Source organism: Amycolatopsis sp. lyj-112, from assembly GCF_046549055.1.
GTDB lineage: Bacteria > Actinomycetota > Actinomycetes > Mycobacteriales > Pseudonocardiaceae > Amycolatopsis.
The window spans coordinates 254,447-275,833 of record NZ_JAJPWS010000010.1 but is presented as its reverse complement, the minus strand read 5'-3'; the positions used below and the strand labels follow the sequence as shown (position 1 = coordinate 275,833).

Here is a 21,387-nt window from a genome sequence, read left to right as displayed (position 1 = left end):
CCGTTGATGTCTTCCGAGGTAAAGGAGGAAGTCTCGTATAGCACGACGCGCGCCGGAAGGTGACGGCGTTCTTTCCGGTAGCGCGAGGTGCGTTCCGAGTGCCTGCCACTCAGCATGTCAGGCCTAAAACCACTTGCAGCGTTCAAGTAACCTACTCTGTTCGGCTCCGAACAGAGAGAATCAGCGTGAAGGACCTCCCATGACGACGGACAGCACGGCACAACCATTTGATGAAAGTACGCGTGCAGCGATCACCAGGCACTTGACCGACATGCCACCAGTTAACGGCCGCCAGTACCGGTCTAGCTTCAACGCTATCCTGGGAGACGCTCGGCATGCGGCTGGAAGGAACACCACGGGAAAACTAGTCAGGCTAAGTGAAACGTTGTGGCTGGGGGCAACCGCCTACCTCGTCCTACTCGACCAGATCGGCAAGACCTTCACTCTCGCAAACGCGATAAACGATCGCTCGAGACCGCCGATCTACCAGGCGCTTGCCTGCTTCACCAACCTCGACCCAGCGCGCATAGACGCTCTCTACGCGTTGCGATGCTCACTGGCGCATGACTACTCGTTGGCAAGCCCATCCAAACGCCCCAGCCGAGCGCACCACCTCTTCAAGCTGGCCCATGACGATCACACCCCGCTCGTCACATTACCGACGCAGCCATGGCCCGGTGACTACAATGCAATCCGAGGACGCGACACAGTGATCAACCTCCAGAAGATCGGCGATCTCGTCGAGAACGTTGTCGCCACTTTGCGTCGCGAGCACGATCGCGGGCACTTGCGGCTTCACCCCTGCATGAACCTCGCAGAGTTCGAGGTTCGCTACGGTCTCTACTTCCAGGCCGCAGAGGGGTAAGACCCGTGATCTGGCGGCCGGGGAAGACTTGCCGAGGCAACAGCACCAGAGAGCCTCCTCAGGGGCGAAACAGCTGCCGTCCGCACCGAAATCAACCAGAATTAGCTTTGAGAAGCAGGTTTGGCTGCCGGATGCGACGATCCGCGCCATTCCGAGCGGACCACACGCGTCAAGATGCGGGAGCGCTCTGCCCCCACGCCCAAGGCTTTGCGAAGCCCTTCGGCCGAGACAGGCCGTTGGTGCAACTCCCGATGACGAGCATCAATCTGCTTCGCACGCTCAACTAAGTCGTCGTCAAGTCCCGCCAGGGGCCCGCTCTGCTCCTCCGGCGTAATCTCTCGTACCGCGATCGTCGATACATGGGCAGGAGGCTTCTGCACGCTTTCCCGGAGGTCTGCCAGCGCCTGTAGCAAGCCCGGCCCGACTTCGGACCAGCCGATCAGCAACAGCGGCCCCACTGCGTCGGACATCGCCTTGCCGATCTCTCCAGCGATCAGAGGCTCAGCTACGTTCAACGCCAACGTCACCACGCTCGCGAGAACGAGAAGCCGCCGCGCCGAGCGCAGAACCTCAGGAGCCGCTCCATGCGCCGAAAGTCGGCGGATCGCCACGAGCAAGGCCACGATCGTCAGGTCCACCGCAGGCGCGACCCACACCGGGACACCGAGCCGGAGAGCAAGCGCTAACACGTTGCCGAACCCGAAAAGGAACGTCAGCTCGACCACGGTCCCCACCATCTTGCTTACAGCCGACACAACTGGATCACGCCGGTCCCCCACCCTCATCACTCCTGCCACCCAACACGGCCCCCCAAAGTGGCCGGACCAAGCGACAGAACCCGGCATCCGCGAGCCCGAGACGAGCCCGAGAGGTCCGAAACAGTCCGACACCAGGCGACACACCTCGACACACCTCGACACACCTCGACACAGCCAATACGCGGTGACCAGACGAAAAGGTCTTGTCCGGCATCACTCGACACCATCCGACACGCCAAGGTGCCGACTCTTAACCAGCGGATTATCGACAGCGCCCGCGGTAAGAATGGCAAAGCCGCTGCGTGCATGGTGTTATACACCTAGGTAGGTACATCGACGGAGTGCCCGACCGCCTGTGAGTTGGGCTCATCGGGCGAATCCGCGCCACGGGACTGTCATACCCAGACGCCGCTCACGTCCAGCTTCCAGGCGGACACGAACGGAGTCGTGATGGCGGTGGCAGGCTCGGTGAACGGCCAGGACCTTCTCGCGCGGTGGATCGAGAGTAAGCGTCCATCTGCTGCCGCCAGCACTGAAACACCGTCAACACCGCCAGGGTTGCGGTTCGCCTTCTACGGAAGGACATCCACCACCCGGCACCAAGACCGCGCGACATCGCAAGGCTGGCAACGCGAAGCCTCCGAGCTCCTCATCGCCGGACACGGCACGATCGTCAGCTCGTTCTTCGATGCAGGCTGCTCACGACGCCGCCCTTGGATCGCCCGGCCACAGGCTGCGCGGCTCCTGACACTCGCTGCTGCCGGGAGCATCGACGCCGTCGTCGTAGGCGAGTACGAGCGCGCGTTCTGCGGCACCCAGTTCCACCGCGTGCTGGCCGCCATGCACAACCAGGCCACCCAACAAGGACGCTACCTCGGCGGGCGACCGCCCTACGGCTACCGCCTTACCGACGCCGGACCACACCCCAACACCGCTCAAGCCAGCTGGGGACGACGCCTCCAGCAACTCACCCCCGACCCCGCGACCGCCCCACACGTCGCCTGGATGTTCACCCAACGCCTCACCGGTCGCAGCCGCGCCGGCATCGCCCGAGACCTCAACACCCGCGGAATCCCCTGCCCCTCCCACGTCGACCACGACCGCAACCGGCACCGCGTCCGCAACACCTGGAACCTCCGCACCGTCGCCGTCATCCTGACCAACCCCCGCTACACCGGCCGACAAGTCTGGGGACGCCGACCCACCACTAAAGATCCGGACCGTCTTCCAGCAATATCAACCAGAATCGCCCATCCCCCGCTGGTCAGCGAAACCGACTTCCTAGCCGCACAACAGATTCGTTCCACCCGCATCACGAAGGACGGCAGCAATCGCGTCTACGCCCTTGCCGGGTTCGTCCAATGCGGCCTCTGCACCCGCCGCATGGACTCCCACTGGGTCCACAACCGGCCCGGCTACCGATGCCGCCACGGCCACACCAGCGCACACCAACCCGCCGCTGAACGACCGAAAACGATCTACCTCAGGGAAGACCACCTCATCAACAGCCTCACCGCTCGACTCGACATCGACAACGGCCTCCATGGCCATTCGCGAACCAGCGCGGTAGCCACGGAACTCCGCGCAAGGGGATCAATTGTCGTCTGCTGTGACGAAGGATGGACTCTCACGGCACGAGAAGAAGGCACGCTCTACACCGCGAGCACCAATGCAAACGGCCCGCCCAAGTGATCTTGAGCGAGCCGTGGGGTAATGATGTGTCCGAGAGGCGAACCCCTTCGAGCGGGAAATCGCCCGTGATACGGGAGATCATCTGTAAACCGTAGCAGAAGTTCTGCCATACCTTGATTCTAGCCCGGCCTGCCGGTGGCCATATTTCTCGGTGATCGCGACGTTCACGAATCAGTCGCGGCGCAACAGGTCAGCCCTTTCCCAGCTGCAGAAGGGCACGTACGTCTCGGGCGAGATCCTCCTGACGTCACCGGATCCCGCCTACATCGCGTCGGGGGTGACCCCGTGCAGCGAGCCGGGCCGCGCTCGCGCAGACCGGGGAAAAGGCCACGACTTTGCCGCAAAGGTGCGGAGGCTGCCGAGATCAACAGCATCTCGTCGAGGAAACAGTCCAGGGTTTGCTCCACGGTCAGCATGGCTACTTCTTCGCGGTATCGAAAACACTGAGCCGAATCGCCGACGTCCTCGCGATCCAGCACCCGGGCGGCAGGACCGCCGGACCAAAAGGCATCGACGGCGTCGCCGAAGCGCTCCGGCCCTGACTGGACCGGCCGACCGTCCTTTTCGGTCACAGCATGGCGCCACCCTCGGCTTCGAAGTCGCCCGCAGGCTCGAATCCACCGGTACCAGGCCGCACGCGCTGTTCGTCTCCGGCCGCGTGGCACCCACCCGCGCCCGCGACGAAACCGTGCACCTGCGCGACGACGCCAGCCTGATCGCCGCGGTCAAGGCACTCGGGGGCACCGACTCCCAGGTCTTCGCCGACGAAGCGGCACTGGAGATGGTCCTGCCCTCGATCCGCACCGACTGCACCGCCGCCGAAACCTACCGCTACGAACCGGAACCACTGCTGGAAACCCCGATCCACGCCACGCCGGCGATAGCGATCGCAAAGCGACTGTCGACGAGGTCCGGGACTGGCGGGAACGCATCAGCGGCCTGTTCACCCTGAGCACCTACCCCGGCGGTCACTTCTACCTCAACACCCAGGCCGCCACGGTCATCCAAGCCATCGCCGAGGTCCTCACACCTGCCGAGGTCCGCACCGCTCACCGTGTCCAGCCGGACGACACGCGGCGGATCCGACTCCTGCAGACCCGACCAAACCAAAGACAGGCACCTTACGTCGGTGGTCGTCCTCGAGTCAGGTCGGTCAGCAGATCGGGCAGCAGCGCTTCCTCGTATGCCGGCGCACCTGCCGTAGTCATCGCGCCTGCCAGCGATATGTCCCAGGGCGTGTCTGCCTGCATCACCCTCAAAGGTGTTTCGACTTCGACAGCTTTAGTTGACCGGATGCAGTCAAGCGCGCTCATCCTCCATGGACGCGCACGAGGGCACGCCGCCAGCAGCGTGCGCGCGACGACGAGGAGAGGGCACTGTTTATGTAAACGCACGCGAGATCTATAAATCCGTATCGTTCGCACGTCGATTCACAAGGTCTAACCTCTAATTATCTGGCTTGCGTTTCGCTGCACCGGGAGGCTCGTTTGCCGTACGCGGCTTGCCAGGGTGGATCGCATGGCCCCCTAAGTGGCGGGGCTAGCAACCGTTCTGCAAATCATAGCTCGCCGGCGTTGCGGGTCTCGGGTGGTTGTTCGAGGTTTTGCTGCCGCTTGCGCTGCTCGGATTTGAGGCGGTGGACCTCTTCGACGAATTCCTTGAGGGCAAGATTTTCCTTCTTTATGTACTTGTACCGGCCAACGCCTACCTCGAAAGCCTCCCACTCATGTTCGATGGCGTCGGCGGTTTGCTGGAGATAGAAGCTTCTCTCCTTGTACTTGTAGTACCCCATGAAACCGCTGGCAATACCGACAGTGAGCGACAACCCCAGGACCACCCACCGCAGCGGTCCGAGGCTTGATGCAACCCCGGAGGCGCCGGTCGCTGCGATGGACCCGATGATCAGGATGCCTTGCAATAGGTTATTCACGTTGCGATAACGCTTGCTGTCAGTGCGGAGCTTTTCGATGTCCGCGTACGCCTCCTCCTTGTAGATCAGTCGCCGGGTCTTCTGGTCGAAGGCGCCGTCCGCGATCTTCAGCTTCTTCGTGTCCTTTTGCTTCGCGATCTCCAGTTCGAGTTCACCCTCGCTGTGTCGGCGGATGACGCCGTCAGCGAATTTCAACCGGGGACCGCCACCAGGATCCTTGGTCAGCTTTACTGCCGCTCCGCAGCACCAGATGGCGATGATGAAGCCTGGGATGCAGACCGCTACGAGGGTGGATTTGTTCAGCCACGGTAGCCAGAAGATGGTGTACAGCAGCAGGAGAAGCGTCGGCCCGAAAATGTAGGAAGCGAGCGACATTCGCCTACGTGCACGTGCGCGAGAGGCGTAGAGCTCAAACTGCCGAATGTCAGCGTTGATCTTCAGAAGCTCAGCATTGGCAGCAAGAGCCTTCGCTCGTACTTCTTCGAGCTGCTTGGGGGTGAGCGTGGAGGTCGGGTCATCGTCTTCGTCGTCTTCGTTCACGTGATTGTCACGAGTGGGCACGGATGACTCCGGTCTGGGTTCGCCGCCGCCGCGACGGGTGAGGTACGGGCTTGCCTTGTCAGGCGATTCGTGGTGTCAACAGGAGGACCGTGCTGGATAGGCGATGGAGTGTGCCCCGTGAAGTGAGGGTCATGGCGCTACAGAAGTCCACCAGTCTGACGGCGGTGGACTCTTCGGTCCCGGCGAGGTCGAGAATCACCACTCGGCCGACGCGGAAGCTCTCGCGTACCTGTTGCGCCGACTCACGGAAAGTCGACGGGTTCACCCGGACGGCTTGCGCAAGGTGAACCACCGGATCCGGCGGAGGCTCCGATTCGAGCGATGCAAGCCACTCCGCGTCCTGGAGCGACTGAGAAAACCTCTCCGGATCATCGGGGACTGGAAGCCTGGACGACGGACCTTGGCTAACCGGTTTCCGTACTGGGAACCGGTGGCTGAAGAAAGTCAGGACCAGTAGCAGCGCTACCGCCGCGAACGTCGGCCAGATCAAGGTCTTGATGAATTCGAGCGTCACAAATCCCCTCCCTAGAGGGAATATCCTAGAGGCATACATTTAAAGATTCGACTCCTGAAATTCCAACGATGAGATGATCTCGCGTTGCTCCGAATGGATTTCGACGACAGTTAGGAGAGGTTGTTTCGTCACTGACTGCACGCCAGGGTCTGATTCAACCGCCGGGTGGGTGTCTCGCCCTGGATCGGCACAGCAGTCACCGCCCGCGACCCTGTCACCTCGATTGCGATGAAGGGATGTGATGAGGACGAAGTCGTGTTCGTTCGGTTTGGCCAGGTCGAGCAGTCCCTAGTAGGGAACCAGCCCTCCCCGCCTTGGCCCTCCAGAGTAGGTAAGGAACCGTCGTCTGCCGTGCGATCTTCGTGCCGACAGTGCAACGGTGAGAACTTGAACGTGCAGTGTCTACGCTCCGATCCCAACGAGGAGGCCGCCGATCGGACTTGACGTGCCTGACCGCGCACATCGACAAAGCGCTCGCCGTGCCCGGGACCGCAGTCTTGTCCGCTGACCGCGAAGTGCCTGAGATAGGAGTCTCCGCCGCTTGCTGGCTCCAGACGCGATCAGGATCGATCCTGGCAGGGAGACAGGCAAATGACTGGTAGACGTGATCGCTACAACGGCGTGTGGTTAGTACGTGTATCCCACTGAGAGTTGAATCTCCAGGGCGTTGACCTGGGGATTCTCAAACAAGGATCGACAGAGTCGTGAAGAATTCCCTCCCGGACTGTGCGGTACGTCCCGGCGGTGGTATGTGCCGGAGACCACGTGGGAGTCCACTCGGAGGTCTACTCGGCGCAGCCGCCCGAGCAGACCTGCGTCAAATTCCCCCAACTCCAGTTATAGGTGGTCGGCTTCATCCAGTGACCCGCGGTGGGAGTGACGGTGACTCTCGCACGGTAACCGTTGACCGAGCCGGCGTCGGTGACGCGCTTCTGCGCCTCCGCGCAGGCCGAACCGAGGCTCTAGGCGTTGATGTCCGTCACATCCCCCGGGCGTGTGGGTCGGTCAGCCCATTGACGGCACCGGAGATCGCGTGCTCGCTCGACAACCCGTCACGGCGGTCGTGGTGTGTAGTTGACCTGGACTGTCCGATGTGGATGCAACGATGTTGTATCCACTGCAACCGCGAGTTCGGGTGGTGCGACAGGTTGGCTGGACAACGGCACTGCGTCTGATGCTGTAGCCAGGTGAGGCGGGCCCTGTCCGTGCAGCTCGGCCGGTTATATCAATGTGTGTCGGGCAAAGCAAAGCCGTCGGCGGGCGGCGCGGCTACCGACTGCAGATCCAGATGGTTACTGGATACCCAAACCTGCCCCTGGCGTCCGCAGCGCGCACAACGTTCGGACAGCCAGCAAGGACTTAAGTGCGCCGACGGGCCGTTCATACTCGTCCGGTACGACTACTTCGTCATAATCTCGTTGTGAAGCAACGATTCTAGGTACTGTTCCTGTCTCACTAGCAGCACCGCGTGGCCAGCGCCAGCGACCCGCTCAGGCCCGGCCCACTGACACCCCGCGCTCTCCCAGCACCCCGATATCCGCGGCATCCAGATCGGGTTCCTCAGCCGGCACCCCTCACCGTCATCGGCGATAGCACCACACTGCCCGCCACCCTGGCACCGATCCAGGTTGCCGACCTACCGGCCGAGCTGAGCATCAACCATCGGCAGCCCACGACGCTCGGCGCGTTCCTGCTGATCCTGGTACCCGGGTTCCCACACGACGTTCGCCTGGCGCAGCGACCGAGGCAGATCCCCATTCGCGGCCGCTGGTAGAGCGCGCCGATGACCCATCGGTCCCACAGGCGCAAGGGGCAGGTTCCCGCATTTTTGCCGTTCTACAAGGGACTCACTCGGGTCGGTAGCACCGCTGGGCCGAACGAGTGGCGTGGAAGACAGCCGAGCGGACGGTTTCCGCTGTTCACCGGACAAGGCATACGCAGCGTCAACTGCCCTGCGCGGGTCGTCATCCTTCAGGCGGCAGACAAACTCCGGGAAATCCGGTGAGTTGGAAGACGGTGCATCACGGCGGACGCACGAGGGGACGGGAAAACCATGGAGCTCAGAGACGCGTTGGGAAAGCTCTTGCAGAGCTCTCATGTGGCGATTCACTCCACCGCAGAGCTGTCCGGAGCCGTAGCCCGCTACATCGCGAAACAAGACGAGAAGCGTTCCAAAGACGAGAAACCGGAGGTGCTGCGCAAGCCTGAAATCGGGCCCGTCCCTCCGGCCGAACACCGAAGCGGCTTCACGATCACGCCGTGGGAGTTGCTGCAGACGTTCGGCCGCGCGAGCACGCTGTCCGGGCAGAACCCGTCGCGCGGCCTCTCCCAGCATTGGAACTGCTTGCGCTATCTCACCACGCTGGAAGCTCATCGTGGCCGGATGGCACTCTCACCCGACGGACATGACCCGAGGTATCACCGCAAGGGCGTGCAAGCGCAGGAACTCGGTGCAGCGTTCGCGCTGACTGCGGCGCGGGAGATCTTGCAGCGAAGACACTATGGGTACCGTTTCGAGCCCGTCGACGTGGACCTCGCACTCGACGCAGGCTGGGCACTGCGGGGTCAAGGTGCGGAGGCGAAGGGCACACGACGGAGCAGACCTGGGCATTTTCTCGTTGGCAGGAAAGCCGGTGAGCCCTTGCGCATCGCGCTGGTCGACGGACGCGGGTCACACGGTCAGCCCAGCGCGCAGCACAGTCAGCTGATGGCCTCGGCCGAGCGGGTCCAAGTGATCGCACTCGGCGATGGGCGCGGCAGTGCCGATCCGCTGCCGAGCCTGTTGATGTCGACGGCTTTCGTCGCGGAAGGCGGGATCGAGATACGCCTGCTCGATCCCGTGGGCGGCGGTGTACTCGCCGAACCAGGCAAGCCCCCTCCCGACCCGTACGGCCCGGTGCAGGAAGAGAACTTCTTCCCAGACATCCAGACCGTCGACGCACAGGGCCAGACCTCGAGCCGTCCCGGTTTCCACATCACATCGGACAGGTTCGAGTGGTTCTCCCGGGTGTTGGTCCGCGCAAGCGCTGCAGCGCTCCTGACTTTCGTCGGTGATCGCGACAACGCGTACAAGTACCTGACCGTGCGGCAGCAACGGCGACTGGGCGCCGATCACTCCCCGCAGGCGGTCAACGCGGAATGTGACGTCCGCGTCGAACTCGGCGGGATCGCATTCGTCGGAACCGACCACGTCTTCCGGTTCGCACGCGAGCGAGTCGAGGTCTTCTCGGCGATGCCGAAAGAACTGCACGAGATCCTCAAAACGGGTGACGGCGCCCGGGCCTACGCGGAGAAGATGCCGGAGGTGGTCGCCGAGTGCAGGAGGCGCTGGGCGGCGGTACAGCGGGACTGGACGGGAATCATAGCCATGGATGGCGATGGAGCGGTCATGGCGCTCCGCGTATTGAAGAGCGAAGGGCGACCGCTCGAAGCGATCCCCGAACCGCAGGAAGGACCCGCATGAAGCGCAAAGGCCACCTCGCGGGAGTGGATACCCGCAAGGTGGCCTTGACCAGCGTCACTGCTTATTCGTAGATCTCGCCCTTGGCGGCCTTCTCCACCAGCGAAGCAGGCGGCTCGAAGTGGTCGCCGTACCAACGGCTCAGCCACGTTCAACGCCAACGTCACCACACTCGAGGCCAACAACAGCCGCTGAGCCGGCCGGATCACCTCAGCAGGAGCGCCGCGCAACGACAGATACCGGATCGCGGCCAGCAGCCCGACCACCAACAGATCCACTGCAGGCGCCACCAGAGGTGCGATCCAGGCTGGCACTTCGCAAACAGGTCCGGTCCTGCCGCTCTGATCCCCCGAGCTCAGTCGCTGACGGGTCTGGGCAATTCGTAGCGGAATCGGGTGGGTTGGAGAGCATCGTCGTTGGGCGCCCAGTTTTCGAAGATGTGAGTCTGTCCGCCGCTGGTTTCGTAGTTCTCGTTGACGATGATTTCGCTGACGACGAAGAGGTCTGTGATGTCAGCGCCGCGGGCGTGGTTGACTTCGTTGATGGTGAGTTCGACGGCGGCCGCGGCGCCGGTGGTGCCTTTAACCTCGACGTGTCGTTCTTCATCATTTTTTCGGCATTCGAGGTCGTATGGCTTGCCGATTTCGGTGACGTGCCAGCCGAGTTTCTCGTAGTGTGCGGTCGCGGTCGCGACGGCGTGCTGCTCGACGGCCTTGCGTTTCTTGGGGTCCTGAAGTCGGCCGGGGCCCGAACTCGTTGTTGTGCGCCGGCTCTTGGTTCCAGGCTGTGGGGTGCGGACGCCGGAAGTCCGGGCCAGTTTGATGGTGGGGCGCTGCTTCGGATCGTCGGGCAGGGTGACTGCGTCCGCGAGATGCGCCGCGCTGAGGAGGCGTGTTGGATCGAAGTGGGCGATCTTCCCAAATCCGCGATGAGTGCCGGAGATCTTGAGTTGCCTGCTGGCTTCGGCCGGGAGTGGTCCGTCGGGGCCGAGCGGGACGTCGGTGGCTGTGCCGAGGGGGACGATGCCGAAGTGATACGGGTAGATCAGCTGGTCTTGATCGAGTTCGTCGGGCCAGTGCTTGGCTTCGGTGGGGTAGAAGCCACTGGTGGCCTGGCAGAGGTGCAGGTTCGCCGACCGGCTGAACCATTGCTCGTCGGTGACCCGTGGTGAGGCGCCTTCGGCGAAGACGACGAAGTCGAAGGCGGCTCCGGTGAGGTCGTCGGGAAGTTCGCGGAAACCCCAGGTGCAGGTGTCGAGGCCGTGCTGGAGGTTCTCGAGGCTGTCTTGCCCGACGTAGACCATGAGGACGGGGCGTGTCGTTTCGACGGTGAAACCGAGACGCTCGAGGTGGCGCACGATGGTGGCTCGTCCTCCAGTGAAGTCGTTCCATCGCATGGCGTGGCCGTCGATGTGTTTGTGCGCTACTCCGACGATGGCTTTCGACGGGTATCGCTTGCCGTCGTGGACGAGCTCGTACTGCCTGGCCGCGTCGAAGCCGTAGGTCGCGAAGAACGCGCCGGGGTCGGTGTCGTACTCGGCGAGCGTCTTCAGGACGGCTTCTGCCGTCACATCGGTGTAGGCCATGATCGAAGCTTAGGATGAGGTGCCGACACTTTCGCCGGGATCAGCTGCTCGAGGTAGGCCTGAGTGTCCGGATCGGTGGAGTAGATCCGGCAGCCCCGGCTGCCACGGGTGAGCAGAACGCGGTAGATGTTGAACGCCAGCCGCAGGTACCGGCCGGGGCCGACGTCGCTCATCACGGGGTCCTTGCTGCACTCGGGATGGGCTTCCCACTGATCGTTGCGGCGCACGAGGTCCGGTCCCATGATGACCGCGCTGTAGGAGTACTCGAGGCCTTGCGTGGTGTAGATGCAGCCGACCTGTCCGTGCCCGCCGGGATCGGTGGCCCACGCCTGGCTGTGCGGAACGATGATGTTTTCCTCCTCGTCACGCATCACGAACTTGGAGTTCCACGGCAGGGACCAGCGGCGCGTCTCGCCGGTCAGTGGGTCGTCCCACTTGATCTTGACCTCGTGTTTCAACGCGGACTTGGCTGTGCGGTCGGCCCAGGGCCAGCAGAAGCCGGCGGAGATACGGGCCGTCGTACCGAGATCGTCGCGGGCGTTCACCCAGGCTTTCATGTCGTCAGGGTTCGCCGAAGTGGCGAAGTCGTAGTCGTCCGCCGTCCACGGCTGCGGAGAGGGGCCTGGGGCGAGAAGCTCGTCGATCCAGCGCAGGTAGCGTTGCGATCCACCGCAGCGGAACTGATGAACCAGGTCAATCCGCGTGGTGTCAGCACCGTGGTCGCGGATCAGCTTCTCGAGCGCTTCGGCGGTGATGCCCTCCTTGGGATGGATGATCTGTTTCTCGTCCAGGAAAATGACACACAGGCGCGTCGCCTTCAGCAGCTTGGGCACGACGTCGGCGAAATCCGCGACTCGCTGTGCTTCGTCGATGATCGGGACGTGCCGTTCCCGGGGAATCGCCTTGAGATAGTCGCGGGTGTTGCGGACCAGACCATCGGCGCCGGGGCCTGCGGCCCGGTTCAGCTGCCAGCGCAGTGTTCCCGAGGGAGTCAGGTAACGGGTCGTGCAAGTTGTCCCGTGGCGCTTGGCGAGCCGGGGGATCGTCGCGACCAGCCGCGTCGCGATGACCGTCTTACCGGTTCCAGGGCCTCCGGTCACGATGAGGACATGCGGGTCCGCCTGCTTCAGGGCTTTCCGCAGCCGCGACTGCAGTTCCAGCAGGGCATCCTGCTGCTCATCGAGCAGGGTCATCGACGGATCTCCGTTGAGGGTGCGCTCGAAGTCGTCGAACACCGACATCGGGGGACTGTGCCTGGTGGCCAGGAAGTCCTTGACCTGTGCATCACTCGGGGCAGTGAGCCCGGCGCCGCCGAAGGCGTCCAGCACCGCGGCGGTATTCTCCAGGTCGTCGCGGCCGAGAACCGGGATTTCGCTGGCCCACGCGTCTGACCTGCGTAAAGCGCGTACCACGGACGGGGCGGCGTTGTGCAGTACGGTGACAGCGCCGACGACCAGGTTGAGGTCCGCCCGCTGAAGCCACGTCCGCAGGTACCGGACGTACCCGGCGGCCTGCACGCACGGATGAGTGGTCACAGCGCCATGGGCCAAGACCCTGTCCGACTCGGACTCGATGAGGCGGCACTCGCTCCACTGCTTGAGCTCCACCACGATCGCCCGCAACGACCCGTCCTGCCCGACCCCGATCACCAGAGCGTCAACACGCTTGCCGTTGCCCTGGAGCGAGTACTCGAGCCCGATCCAGAGCTCACCCAGCCCCGCGCCCATCAACGCGTCCAGCAACAGCGGCCAGCTCGCCGCCCAGCTCCTCTGCTCTGCATCACCCGCGGGTATCCCATGCAACTCCCGAAACCGTCGCGCGCATCCAGCGAAGAACTCGCCCGGCGCCCCTTCGATCAGGCCCGCAGCATCCCGGACCGTCCCCCATGGATGTACACGGACACCGTTCTAGCAGAGCCACCCGACAGCCTCGGTCAGTGAGGGGCAAGTCCTAGCCCGCAGAGGCACGCGTGCTTTAGCACCGGACGGCTAGCTCCGGAGACTTGATGAGTCTTGGCTCGGAAGGCAGGAAGCCCAGGCACTACAATGTGTCGATGGTGTGCGCTGGAGGCACCCTGTCCTCAGTCGGCGTGCTGCGTGGGCCATCGGGTGTGGCACGCGCGTAGGGATCGGTCTCATATCACCTTCTCGGTCTGTGTCCGTGTGCTCATCCAGGCCGGGGAACGCGTCGGCCCTTCCGTCCAAGTGGGAACAAACCGGCATTTAGTTCGGGTACTGTCTCTTGTTCCACCAGCGTGTTGTCATACAGAAACTGTTGCAGGGTCTCGCCACGACTGTCGAAGATTCAGACAGGCTGCGGTACGCGCCTGTCTGAATCTTCTTGGCTTTCAGGTAACGCGTCAGGTACTCGGCTGCTTCGGCCGGTTGTTCATGGTGTCCGATGCAGGCCCAGACGAGCAACATATACCGGCCGGTGCTTCGCCCAACAGCGTCGTCATGGAGTGGTGCTGACCATCTTGACGGACTGCCTTTGCCAGATCTTTGGCGAGGCGGCCGAACTTTTCTGCGCCGCACCGTTCAGGCTGAGCAGCGTGACGCAGGTCGGCAGCCATCCGGTTTCGGTCCGTCGAATTCCTCGCGTCAATTCTTCTACTACTTGACCTACAACGCGACCTCCGGGTGCTGGAGTCCGTCTATCTGAGCAACGGTTCACAGCCCGCGAAGAAGGGCAGTACGGTCTTCGACATTACCTCGACGCTGGCGATTCTGTCCGTGGCGATGGCGCTCGACAGCGGATTCCGAACCAAGAGCCGCCTACCACCCCGAAAGAGGTAAACCTCTGGCCAGATGGCCTCCAGCGACAGACTCTGATCCCTATGGTCAAGAAAATCATGGCTGCTGAGGACTGGATCTAACGACGTGGGTACGGCAGCTGATCCCTGGGCAGAGCTAGACGCTCTGCTGGGAAGCACGCGCACCTCAACCGTGGACGCCAGCGTTCAGCGGTTCGCCTTCTACGGCAGGTGTTCGACCGAGGACCAGCAGGATCCAGTAACGTCCCGTAGCTGGCAGCTGCGGAACGCATGCCGATTCGTAGAGCCCCTCGGTGGCGAGGTAGTCGAGGAGTACTTCGATATCGGCCAGTCCCGGTCTGTTCCCTGGCACCGCCGTCCCGAGGCCAACCGACTTCTAGAGACGCTGAAGTCCGGTGTCCGTACGTGGACGGCGGTAGTTGTCGGCGAAGGCACCCGGTGCTGGTTCGGTAACCAGTTCTCCCTCACCGCGCCCCGTATGGCCGCCTACAACGTCGAGCTCTGGGTCCCCGAGCTCGGCGGCAGCTATCAGCCCCGCAACCCTTCACACACCATGCTGATGAGCCTCCTCGGCGGCATCAGCGAATCCGAACGACAACACGTCCAGGCCCGCGTCCGCGCCTCCATGGACGCCCAGGTCATCAACGAAGGACGCCACGAAGGCGGACGCGCACCTTATGGGTACACCGTCGTCGATGGCGGGCCACACCCTCACCCCCGCAAAGCCGCCGAGGGTCTTCAGCTACGCGTCCTCCAGGTCGACGCCGAAGCAGCCGCGGTCGTGCGACGCATCTTCGCCGAGTACCTGCACGGCCTCGGCGACCAAGCCATCGCTGCTGGGCTTAACCGCGACCGCATCCTCTGTCCCTCTGCGCGCCGCCCTGAGCAGAACCCTCACCGCCGGAGTGACGGCTGGCTGGGGAGCACCGTCCGGTCGGTTCTCCAGAACCCGCGCTATACGGGCTATGCCGTCTTCGGCCGGTGGGCCAGGACCGAAGTCCTTCTCGACCCCGACGACGTCTCCGCCGGCTACATCGTTCGCTTCCGGCGAGCATCACCCGACCGAGTGGTTCGATCCCGGACGCCGGCGCATCCCCGGATTGTGACCGTTCAGCAGTTCACCCAAGTCCAGTTGCTCCGGCGCGCGAAGACACTCGCGGGGCGCAGCAGGGCCGAACGCAACGGGCGCCGCACCCGCTACGTCTACCTATTCCAGGGACTCGTCAGATGCCTAGCCTGCGACCGCAAGATGCAATGCTCGACAACCGGCCAGCACCACTACTACCGCTGCGTACCACGCGACTCGTCAAGGCCGTTCGCTCATCCCCACTCGATCTCAGTCAGGGAAGAGCGCATACAGAGAGCCGTGAGCATGTGGCTGGAAGAACTCGACACCGCCACAGCGGTGGCACTGAGCAGGAGAAAGTCCTGGCATCTCGTGACCGTGCCAACCCTTGACATCGCCGACGATCTAGCCAGGACCTACCACGATCTACAGCTTGCAATCGCATTCGACCACCGCACGGACACGTTGGAGATATCCCTCCGGCCGTATGGGACTGCTGAGCAACTGCATAGCCATACGCCGCGAACATGAACGTTGGTTACACGGTGAGGGGCCGCTCCTCTGCCATGCGTGGACCTGGCTCCTGCTCTCTGCGCTGCCTTCGAGCTTTGATCACTGATCTTCCAGGAGCTTGCGGACGACGCGGCGGGCCCGGGCGAGTCCTTGGAAGTTGATGTCGCCGGCAAGGATGGTGGCTGTCTCCTCGTCGTTGAGCACATTCAGGACGGTGTTGAGGGTGTGCGGATCCAGGCCGGTTGGTCCAGTCTTGTCCGGTTCCCGGCGATCACCAGCCCCCACGCAACTACAGGGCCTGATCGCCGGCGCCACCGGTGCCAGCACCGCGGCCGTGGCCACCGCGTTGAATCACGCCGTCGACGCGCAGGGCGCACCCGCCCGCTACCGCCTCTCGTCCTGATGCTCGAGCGAGCGCCGAGGTCATCGCTTCGGAGCAGGGCCTTCGCCGACGAACCTTCCACGAGGATGCCGTCGAGGGCTTCTACGTGCTTGCGGCCGCGGCACTACCGGTTGCCCGGCACGACGAACTGCGCGAGGTGATGCGGAATTTCGCGGTGGCCGCCACAACAGCAGCTGCGCTGCTATCCGATGGAGCACCTGCGCACAACGCAGTAGATTACGCTGGGACCACGGTGCGAGCGACGTAGCAGGCGAGCAGTCAGCTCCAGGCCGTCCGGGCCCCGATCCGGGGCAAAGGTTGCCACCTTGAACTTCAAGGTGGCAACCCCCGTGAGTTCACCTGGGCACTAACGAGCTACCGGGTGATGAGGTCCTGACGTCCGGAGTCCGGACGCGGGTACAGGTGATAGATCCACTGCTGCTGGGCGCGCCCGTTGCAGTCCCACAGCTGTACCTTGGCGCCGTTCGAATGGATGTTGTTCAGGTCGATATCCAGGCACTTTCCGTTCACCGCGCTGTGGATGGAGCGGTCGGCGGAGACGAACCACCAGCCCTGCTGGTTCCTGCCGTTGCAGTCCCACAGCTGCACGCGGGCGCCGTTCTCGTTGATGTGGTTGATGTCGGCGTCCAGGCATCGGCCGCTGAACACGTTCTTGTAGTCGGTGGTCTGGCCCCAGTTCAGGTACCAGCGTTGCTGCAGGTACCCGTTGCAGGCCCACATCTGGATCTTCGTACCGTTGTTGTGGATGGATCCTGTGTCAGCGTCGATGCATCTATTGCTGAGCGAGTTGTAGATTTCGTCAAATTCGTAGATGTTCAGGCGAACCGCTCCCGGCGGGGGCTGCCAGCCCCGATCACTGGCCAGAGAATTTGCCGGTAACGCCATAGTGAACATGAGCATTACAGCCATCGATAACATGAACTTTTTCAGCACAATAAACCCCTCTACTGCAAATCGTCAAAGAGTATCGCGATCGGCCCCGACGAACGCTTTACGTGACAAAACCCCAGGTGAATAAGGCCGTGAAGCCAGGCGTTCCCGAACAAAGTATCGCCTATCAAGACTCAACGTTAGCCCTGGGATCATTGACCACTCGAATGGCCCACGAACTAGGCTGAAACCCATCTTTGCCTGCGAAATAATGATTTATTGTCACGTATTTCTCTGAATTTCACAGCAGGTGTTGATGTCGGTGATCTGGCGTGCCAGGCTGGAGGTGTGAACGAACTGGCGCACGTCGCCGACACACTGAAGTCCGCCGTCCTCAAGGCTGCCAACCGGGCCAACATGCACCCGCGTGACGTCGGGCGTTTCCCTGCACTGGAGTTCCAGTCACTCGGCCGGGACGACGAGGGCCTCTACCGGGCATCAGCCGACTTAAGTGACGAGCACGGCTCGGGCTACGTCCACATTCTCCTGGGCAGAAGCTCCGGTACGGAGCCGATCACCGCCGAGCAGTTGCGAGCGACCGGCGCGTCCTGCGCTGAAGTCGTCGAACCGGACGGGACATCCCGTACCTCAAGTACCTGGACCTCACCCGATTCGGAGGTCGGTGTCATCACGTACAGGGTCGTCGTGGTGCTTCCCGATCAGGTCTTCGTGGATATCCAGAGTGCGAACCAGGACAGCCGGAGCAGCGGTCAGACACGTCCCGAGCCCCCATTCGACCTCGACGAACTCACGGAAATCACCTCTCATTTGCGGCAGTGACACCATTCCGGTGAGTCACCGCGCCACACCACGGCAAGAAAGAGCGGTTGCGAGCGCGGTGCGTCGACGTAGCGGGTGAGCAGCCAACGGCAGTGCCACGGACGTGCCACCGCGATAAACACGCCGTCGACGGGCCGGGCGCGCACCCCACCCATTTCCGTCTTGCGCGCCGATGCTCGAGCGAGCGCTGAGGTCGTGTTTTCGGGGCAGGCCTGAACTTCAGTCGTTGGCGCGTCCGGTCATACGGGTCTCGCGGGCTGCGGAACAAGGGCGCTTATCAGGTCGTCGATTACGGCGAGGGCCTTGGTGCTGGGGTCGAAGGTGCTGAGTGCGCTGAGAACGACGTCTCGTTCGAGCAGACCTTCGGCGTGCATGTGCTGCAGGACCTGTCGTGCGCGATCGCGGCCGAAGCCACGGGCATAGCCGTTATTGCCGTAGAACGCCAGGTGATGGAGCCGGTCGAGCAGGTCCGGGAGCAGCGGAGTCTCTGTCTGGCCGGTGTCGAGATTCTGCGCCTGTAGTACGGCAGCCCAGCCGGCCTTCAGCCAAGGCGAGGGGTGATCGACCACTACAAGAGCGGTACCGCGGGCCAGACTCATCGCGAGCTCGAGTGCCCGCGGGCCGGGAACATGAGCAACGACAGCTCCCGGGCGGTCTTTCACACGGGAACCGCGAGGCGTTGCGTGCCGACCATCCTCGAATGGCGCGAAATGCGCCGCCCCGCGTGGTCCACGCTTCTCATCCGTCACCAGAACCGGCTGGAGACCACGTGCTGCAGCTTGCCTTTCAGCCCACGCGATCGCGATAACGGCAGCATCATCGATAGTCCGATCTTGCCGATACGGGACCCATGCGGCCGCGAAGTCAGACACCATCCGCGAACGCTAACGCCCAGGTACGACAGTTCCAGGCAGTGGATCGCCGCGTTGGCGACTCCAGGACCCTCCTCCCCGTGGTGGGACCGCGACAGCGGTCCCACCACGCACTTCGCTTGAGGTTTCAAGCGATCATCGACCTTCGAACCCTCGACGTCCACTCGGGCTGCGTTGTTGAGGCTCGTCGGCAGGTATGGGCTGCCCTTTCGCAGGTTCGCGCATCGCGCCGAGGTACACCGACAAGCTCGGCTCAGGCGGCGTAGAACGCGTTGAGTCGTTTAGCAAGGTCGCGGGCGTCGGTGTTGTTCTGACGGCGTTCGGCGTCGATCTGCAGTGGCCGCATCCGCTCATCTTCTTGTTCTGGCTCATCGCTTTCAGCTACATCAGCGATCGTGGCCTCGGGCCGTGAGCCATGTGGTTCTCCGGATGTGGGCCCACGGCGTACCCACCAGCGCAACGTCGCGGCGGTGATCAGCAGCTCAGCCCCGATCAGGCACGGCCATACCGCCAGAACACCGAAGCCTGACACCGGTTGGTCGGAGGCTGCGAACCGCCACCCGAGCAGAAGTACCACGCCCGCCAGGACCGGCAGGAGTGTCCGGAGGCGGAGGAACTCGCGAGCGAGGTCACGCACTGGGACGTCCCGCAATCGTGGGCCATCGCGACCCGTGATCTCCTGCGCGATCTCCTTCGGGCTCAGCTGAGTGATCGGCTTGGCCGTCGGCACGGCCAGAGCGGGGGCACCTCGATGCCGATGCGCTTCCAGCCTCGTCCACAACCGCATGATCTGTCCCACCTGCTGCAATTGCAGCCCGCAGCCGCAGAGGAACTCCAGAACCTGATGGGGCAGCCGGGGCAGCCCGGTTCGGTTCGCGGCGACCAGGTTGTACGCCGAGCTTCTGCTGATCGAGGTCTTCGCCGCGATCTGGCCAGCGTTCATCCCGGAACGCTCCAGCACCAGCCGCAGAAGCCCGACGAACTCCTGTGGTGTCGTGGCCTTGAACGCCTCTGGCTCCAGTACGACCTTCTCGGTGGAGGAGAAACCGGCGTCCTTCGTCAGCTGGGCCATGGTCTCGTGGTTCCCGCCGACCAGCTGGACAAGGGACAGCCATTTGCGAGGGGAAAGATCCGCGGGGCCACCGAAAACAGCGGCCCCACGGACCTTCTGCCCTTGGAGATCTATCCGCCGCACCCCGTTGTCTGTCGGGCGCTCACCCATGAGGAATCACCGCCGACGAGATCGGCAGGTGCGTGGCGAGCTGCCTGAGAGCGGAGGGTCGGCCGATGGCCCCGGCAATGACGACGCCCGCGGTCGCGAGCATCAAGGTGGTGACGACGTCGTATCCGGCGCTGAGCAGGTACGCCTCGAAGATGAAGACGAGCACGATCAGCACTGCCGAGCCGACCCAGCTCGGCGTCGTGATGTCACCGGCGACGCGTGAGCACGCCGGCGACTGGTCCTTCCTGGACATGATGGGTCCTCAGGGAAAAGGGTGGCCCGGCCGGCGTCCCGGGCCACAAGGAGATGTCACGTCGGAGACGTCTGGTCTCTCACCCGAGGCGAGGTGGCACTCGACACCGGGCGCTCCCCGCCGCCGAACGCCGAGCTGGTGGGGACCCGCGTCATCCTTCCATCGGGCGCCGACACGAAGCACGATCCGAGGCGCTACCGCCCCGAATATCGTTCAACCTTCCGTCCACGTCGTCCAGAACTCTGTCCAAGGACTGCGGGCTGGACAGCTTGTCCGGGTTTATCGATCTCCTGGTCAGCCAGCAAAACCCCTGATCGAAGGCAGTGTCGGATCACATTTCCGCTGGTAGCGACTGTCCAAACCGCACCCTTGGGTGTTGCTGTGGCCTAGTGTGAGCTGGGCGAGGAGCGACACCGATCGAACCTCGCCCTCCTGGGCACACTGATTGTCACGTCGGAGCACAGGACCTCGACGACACGCCGGTGGCACGGCGTTTCGACGTGAAGACCCCGCAGGTCGTTGTCGGCCTGCGGGGTCTTTCACGTCGAGATCGACGCGGCCGAAGCCTGGGCCAGGAATCGGCCCGGCTACCGCGTCCCCCGGCCCGCCACCCACAACGCCCCGTCGACGGAGCAGGTCAGGCTCCTGCCCTGCAGCGCTGGATGATGGCCGAGGCCTGGCCAGCTTCGCCGGACATGTTCACGCACTTGCCGCCGGTCGAGTCGAGGTACTTCTTGGAGAACCCATCGGGGTTGCGGTCGTGGACGTTCCAGCCCGAGGAGGTAGCGGCGTAGGCGCCCTGGAGGGCGGTGCCGATGTCGGAACGGGTGCGCGTGACGAGGAAGCACCACCGGCCGTGCGCGCCGAGGCCGGGGGCGAACTGGACGTCCATCACGCCGAGCAAGGTCGATCCCACGCTCAGCTCCCGGGGGCCGAAGCCCACCGTGTGATAGTTGTCCCCACACGGCCCGGACGCCTGCGCGGCCGGAGCGGCGACGACGATGACGGCGGACGACACGACCAGCCCGGCCAGTGCCGCGGCGATCCGGTTGACGTTCACGAGCTCCCCCTCATCCCCGGCCCCACCGGCCCGGGTCGACGACACGATGAGCGAACCGTAGCGGCTCACCGGCGGCGGGCGTGGTCGTTCGCGCAACCAGGTGCACCCGCCGATCGCCAGCCTCTCGCGCTGATGCACGAGTGAGCGCTG

19 protein-coding genes are annotated in these 21,387 nt (G+C 63.6%); 7 read left to right on the top strand and 12 right to left on the bottom strand.

What is annotated here, in order from left to right; genetic code table 11:
• The first annotated feature begins 199 nt into the window (after positions 1 to 199).
• Positions 200 to 865, top strand: coding sequence for a hypothetical protein (locus ACLJRL_RS29715; RefSeq protein WP_410659616.1), 666 nt, complete (start codon positions 200 to 202; stop codon positions 863 to 865).
• 101 nt (positions 866 to 966) lie between these two features.
• On the opposite strand, the gene ACLJRL_RS29710 is transcribed toward ACLJRL_RS29715, so the two are convergent.
• Complete coding sequence (locus ACLJRL_RS29710) at positions 967 to 1,590, bottom strand: hypothetical protein (protein WP_410659615.1); 624 nt, start codon at positions 1,588 to 1,590, stop codon at positions 967 to 969.
• Positions 1,591 to 2,073: 483 nt separating this feature from the next.
• Here ACLJRL_RS29710 and ACLJRL_RS29705 point away from each other — a divergent pair, with 483 nt between their 5' ends.
• The 3 genes from ACLJRL_RS29705 to ACLJRL_RS29695 all read left to right on the top strand — a co-directional run bounded on the left by ACLJRL_RS29705 (position 2,074) and on the right by ACLJRL_RS29695 (position 4,267).
• Positions 2,074 to 3,315 carry a recombinase family protein gene (locus ACLJRL_RS29705; protein WP_410659614.1) on the top strand — a complete coding sequence of 414 codons (1,242 nt, stop codon included), beginning with the start codon at positions 2,074 to 2,076 and terminating at the stop codon, positions 3,313 to 3,315.
• 398 nt (positions 3,316 to 3,713) lie between these two features.
• Entirely contained in the window at positions 3,714 to 3,857 is a 144-nt protein-coding gene (locus ACLJRL_RS29700) for a hypothetical protein (protein ID WP_410659639.1), read from the top strand.
• Positions 3,854 to 4,267, top strand: a complete 414-nt coding sequence (locus ACLJRL_RS29695; protein ID WP_410659635.1) for a thioesterase II family protein — start codon at positions 3,854 to 3,856, stop codon at positions 4,265 to 4,267. Before ACLJRL_RS29700 ends, ACLJRL_RS29695 begins: the two co-directional genes overlap by 4 nt.
• A 169-nt stretch (positions 4,268 to 4,436) precedes the next feature.
• On the opposite strand, the gene ACLJRL_RS29690 is transcribed toward ACLJRL_RS29695, so the two are convergent.
• The 3 genes from ACLJRL_RS29690 to sepF all read right to left on the bottom strand — a co-directional run bounded on the left by ACLJRL_RS29690 (position 4,437) and on the right by sepF (position 6,320).
• Complete coding sequence (locus ACLJRL_RS29690; RefSeq protein ID WP_410659613.1) at positions 4,437 to 4,709, bottom strand: DUF2399 domain-containing protein; 273 nt, start codon at positions 4,707 to 4,709, stop codon at positions 4,437 to 4,439.
• Between the two features lie 164 nt (positions 4,710 to 4,873).
• Positions 4,874 to 5,806, bottom strand: a complete 933-nt coding sequence (locus ACLJRL_RS29685; protein ID WP_410659612.1) for a DUF4231 domain-containing protein — start codon at positions 5,804 to 5,806, stop codon at positions 4,874 to 4,876.
• Positions 5,807 to 5,864: 58 nt separating this feature from the next.
• Positions 5,865 to 6,320 carry a cell division protein SepF gene (gene sepF, locus ACLJRL_RS29680; RefSeq protein ID WP_410659611.1) on the bottom strand — a complete coding sequence of 152 codons (456 nt, stop codon included), beginning with the start codon at positions 6,318 to 6,320 and terminating at the stop codon, positions 5,865 to 5,867.
• A 2,053-nt stretch (positions 6,321 to 8,373) separates the two neighbouring features.
• Between sepF and ACLJRL_RS29675 the strand changes: the two genes are divergently transcribed.
• On the top strand, positions 8,374 to 9,783 hold the full coding sequence (locus ACLJRL_RS29675; RefSeq protein WP_410659610.1) for a hypothetical protein: 1,410 nt from the start codon (positions 8,374 to 8,376) through the stop codon (positions 9,781 to 9,783).
• A 352-nt stretch (positions 9,784 to 10,135) separates the two neighbouring features.
• Here ACLJRL_RS29675 and ACLJRL_RS29670 read toward each other — a convergent pair whose 3' ends face one another.
• Together ACLJRL_RS29670 and ACLJRL_RS29665 are read right to left on the bottom strand one after the other, a co-directional pair.
• Complete coding sequence (locus tag ACLJRL_RS29670; RefSeq protein WP_410659609.1) at positions 10,136 to 11,365, bottom strand: protein NO VEIN domain-containing protein; 1,230 nt, start codon at positions 11,363 to 11,365, stop codon at positions 10,136 to 10,138.
• Positions 11,347 to 13,107, bottom strand: coding sequence for a DNA/RNA helicase domain-containing protein (locus tag ACLJRL_RS29665; protein ID WP_410659608.1), 1,761 nt, complete (start codon positions 13,105 to 13,107; stop codon positions 11,347 to 11,349). Before ACLJRL_RS29665 ends, ACLJRL_RS29670 begins: the two co-directional genes overlap by 19 nt.
• A 1,137-nt stretch (positions 13,108 to 14,244) precedes the next feature.
• On the opposite strand from ACLJRL_RS29665, the gene ACLJRL_RS29660 reads away from it, so the two are divergent.
• Positions 14,245 to 15,735, top strand: coding sequence for a recombinase family protein (locus ACLJRL_RS29660; protein WP_410659607.1), 1,491 nt, complete (start codon positions 14,245 to 14,247; stop codon positions 15,733 to 15,735).
• Positions 15,736 to 15,816: 81 nt separating this feature from the next.
• Here the strand turns inward: ACLJRL_RS29660 and ACLJRL_RS29655 are convergent, their stop codons facing one another.
• Positions 15,817 to 16,059 carry a hypothetical protein gene (locus tag ACLJRL_RS29655; protein WP_410659606.1) on the bottom strand — a complete coding sequence of 81 codons (243 nt, stop codon included), beginning with the start codon at positions 16,057 to 16,059 and terminating at the stop codon, positions 15,817 to 15,819.
• Positions 16,060 to 16,474: 415 nt separating this feature from the next.
• Positions 16,475 to 17,005: an RICIN domain-containing protein gene (locus tag ACLJRL_RS29650; RefSeq protein WP_410659634.1), complete on the bottom strand. Its 531-nt coding sequence runs from the start codon at positions 17,003 to 17,005 to the stop codon at positions 16,475 to 16,477.
• Positions 17,006 to 17,338: 333 nt separating this feature from the next.
• Here ACLJRL_RS29650 and ACLJRL_RS29645 point away from each other — a divergent pair, with 333 nt between their 5' ends.
• Positions 17,339 to 17,830, top strand: coding sequence for a hypothetical protein (locus ACLJRL_RS29645; RefSeq protein WP_410659605.1), 492 nt, complete (start codon positions 17,339 to 17,341; stop codon positions 17,828 to 17,830).
• Positions 17,831 to 18,069: 239 nt separating this feature from the next.
• Here the strand turns inward: ACLJRL_RS29645 and ACLJRL_RS29640 are convergent, their stop codons facing one another.
• From ACLJRL_RS29640 to ACLJRL_RS29625, 4 genes are all read right to left on the bottom strand, one after another.
• Complete coding sequence (locus tag ACLJRL_RS29640) at positions 18,070 to 18,705, bottom strand: hypothetical protein (RefSeq protein ID WP_410659604.1); 636 nt, start codon at positions 18,703 to 18,705, stop codon at positions 18,070 to 18,072.
• Positions 18,706 to 18,955: 250 nt separating this feature from the next.
• The gene (locus ACLJRL_RS29635; protein ID WP_410659603.1) at positions 18,956 to 19,924 is read right to left on the bottom strand and encodes a hypothetical protein; all 969 of its coding nucleotides are present in this window, start codon (positions 19,922 to 19,924) and stop codon (positions 18,956 to 18,958) included.
• Positions 19,917 to 20,177 (bottom strand): hypothetical protein, encoded by a 261-nt coding sequence (locus ACLJRL_RS29630; protein WP_410659602.1) that lies wholly within the window; start codon positions 20,175 to 20,177, stop codon positions 19,917 to 19,919. The genes ACLJRL_RS29635 and ACLJRL_RS29630 overlap by 8 nt, the downstream gene beginning before the upstream one ends.
• A gap of 637 nt (positions 20,178 to 20,814) precedes the next feature.
• The gene (locus ACLJRL_RS29625; RefSeq protein WP_410659601.1) at positions 20,815 to 21,375 is read right to left on the bottom strand and encodes a hypothetical protein; all 561 of its coding nucleotides are present in this window, start codon (positions 21,373 to 21,375) and stop codon (positions 20,815 to 20,817) included.
• Positions 21,376 to 21,387: the final 12 nt, after the last annotated feature.

Coding starts and splice junctions, on each gene's coding strand:
- ACLJRL_RS29715 (WP_410659616.1), top strand. CDS start 200: ATGACGACGGACAGCACGGCACAACCATTTGATGAAAGTACGCGTGCA.
- ACLJRL_RS29640 (WP_410659604.1), bottom strand. CDS start 18,705: ATGGTGTCTGACTTCGCGGCCGCATGGGTCCCGTATCGGCAAGATCGG.
- ACLJRL_RS29650 (WP_410659634.1), bottom strand. CDS start 17,005: ATGGCGTTACCGGCAAATTCTCTGGCCAGTGATCGGGGCTGGCAGCCC.
- ACLJRL_RS29675 (WP_410659610.1), top strand. CDS start 8,374: ATGGAGCTCAGAGACGCGTTGGGAAAGCTCTTGCAGAGCTCTCATGTG.
- ACLJRL_RS29635 (WP_410659603.1), bottom strand. CDS start 19,924: ATGGGTGAGCGCCCGACAGACAACGGGGTGCGGCGGATAGATCTCCAA.
- ACLJRL_RS29705 (WP_410659614.1), top strand. CDS start 2,074: ATGGCGGTGGCAGGCTCGGTGAACGGCCAGGACCTTCTCGCGCGGTGG.
- ACLJRL_RS29670 (WP_410659609.1), bottom strand. CDS start 11,365: ATGGCCTACACCGATGTGACGGCAGAAGCCGTCCTGAAGACGCTCGCC.
- ACLJRL_RS29630 (WP_410659602.1), bottom strand. CDS start 20,177: ATGTCCAGGAAGGACCAGTCGCCGGCGTGCTCACGCGTCGCCGGTGAC.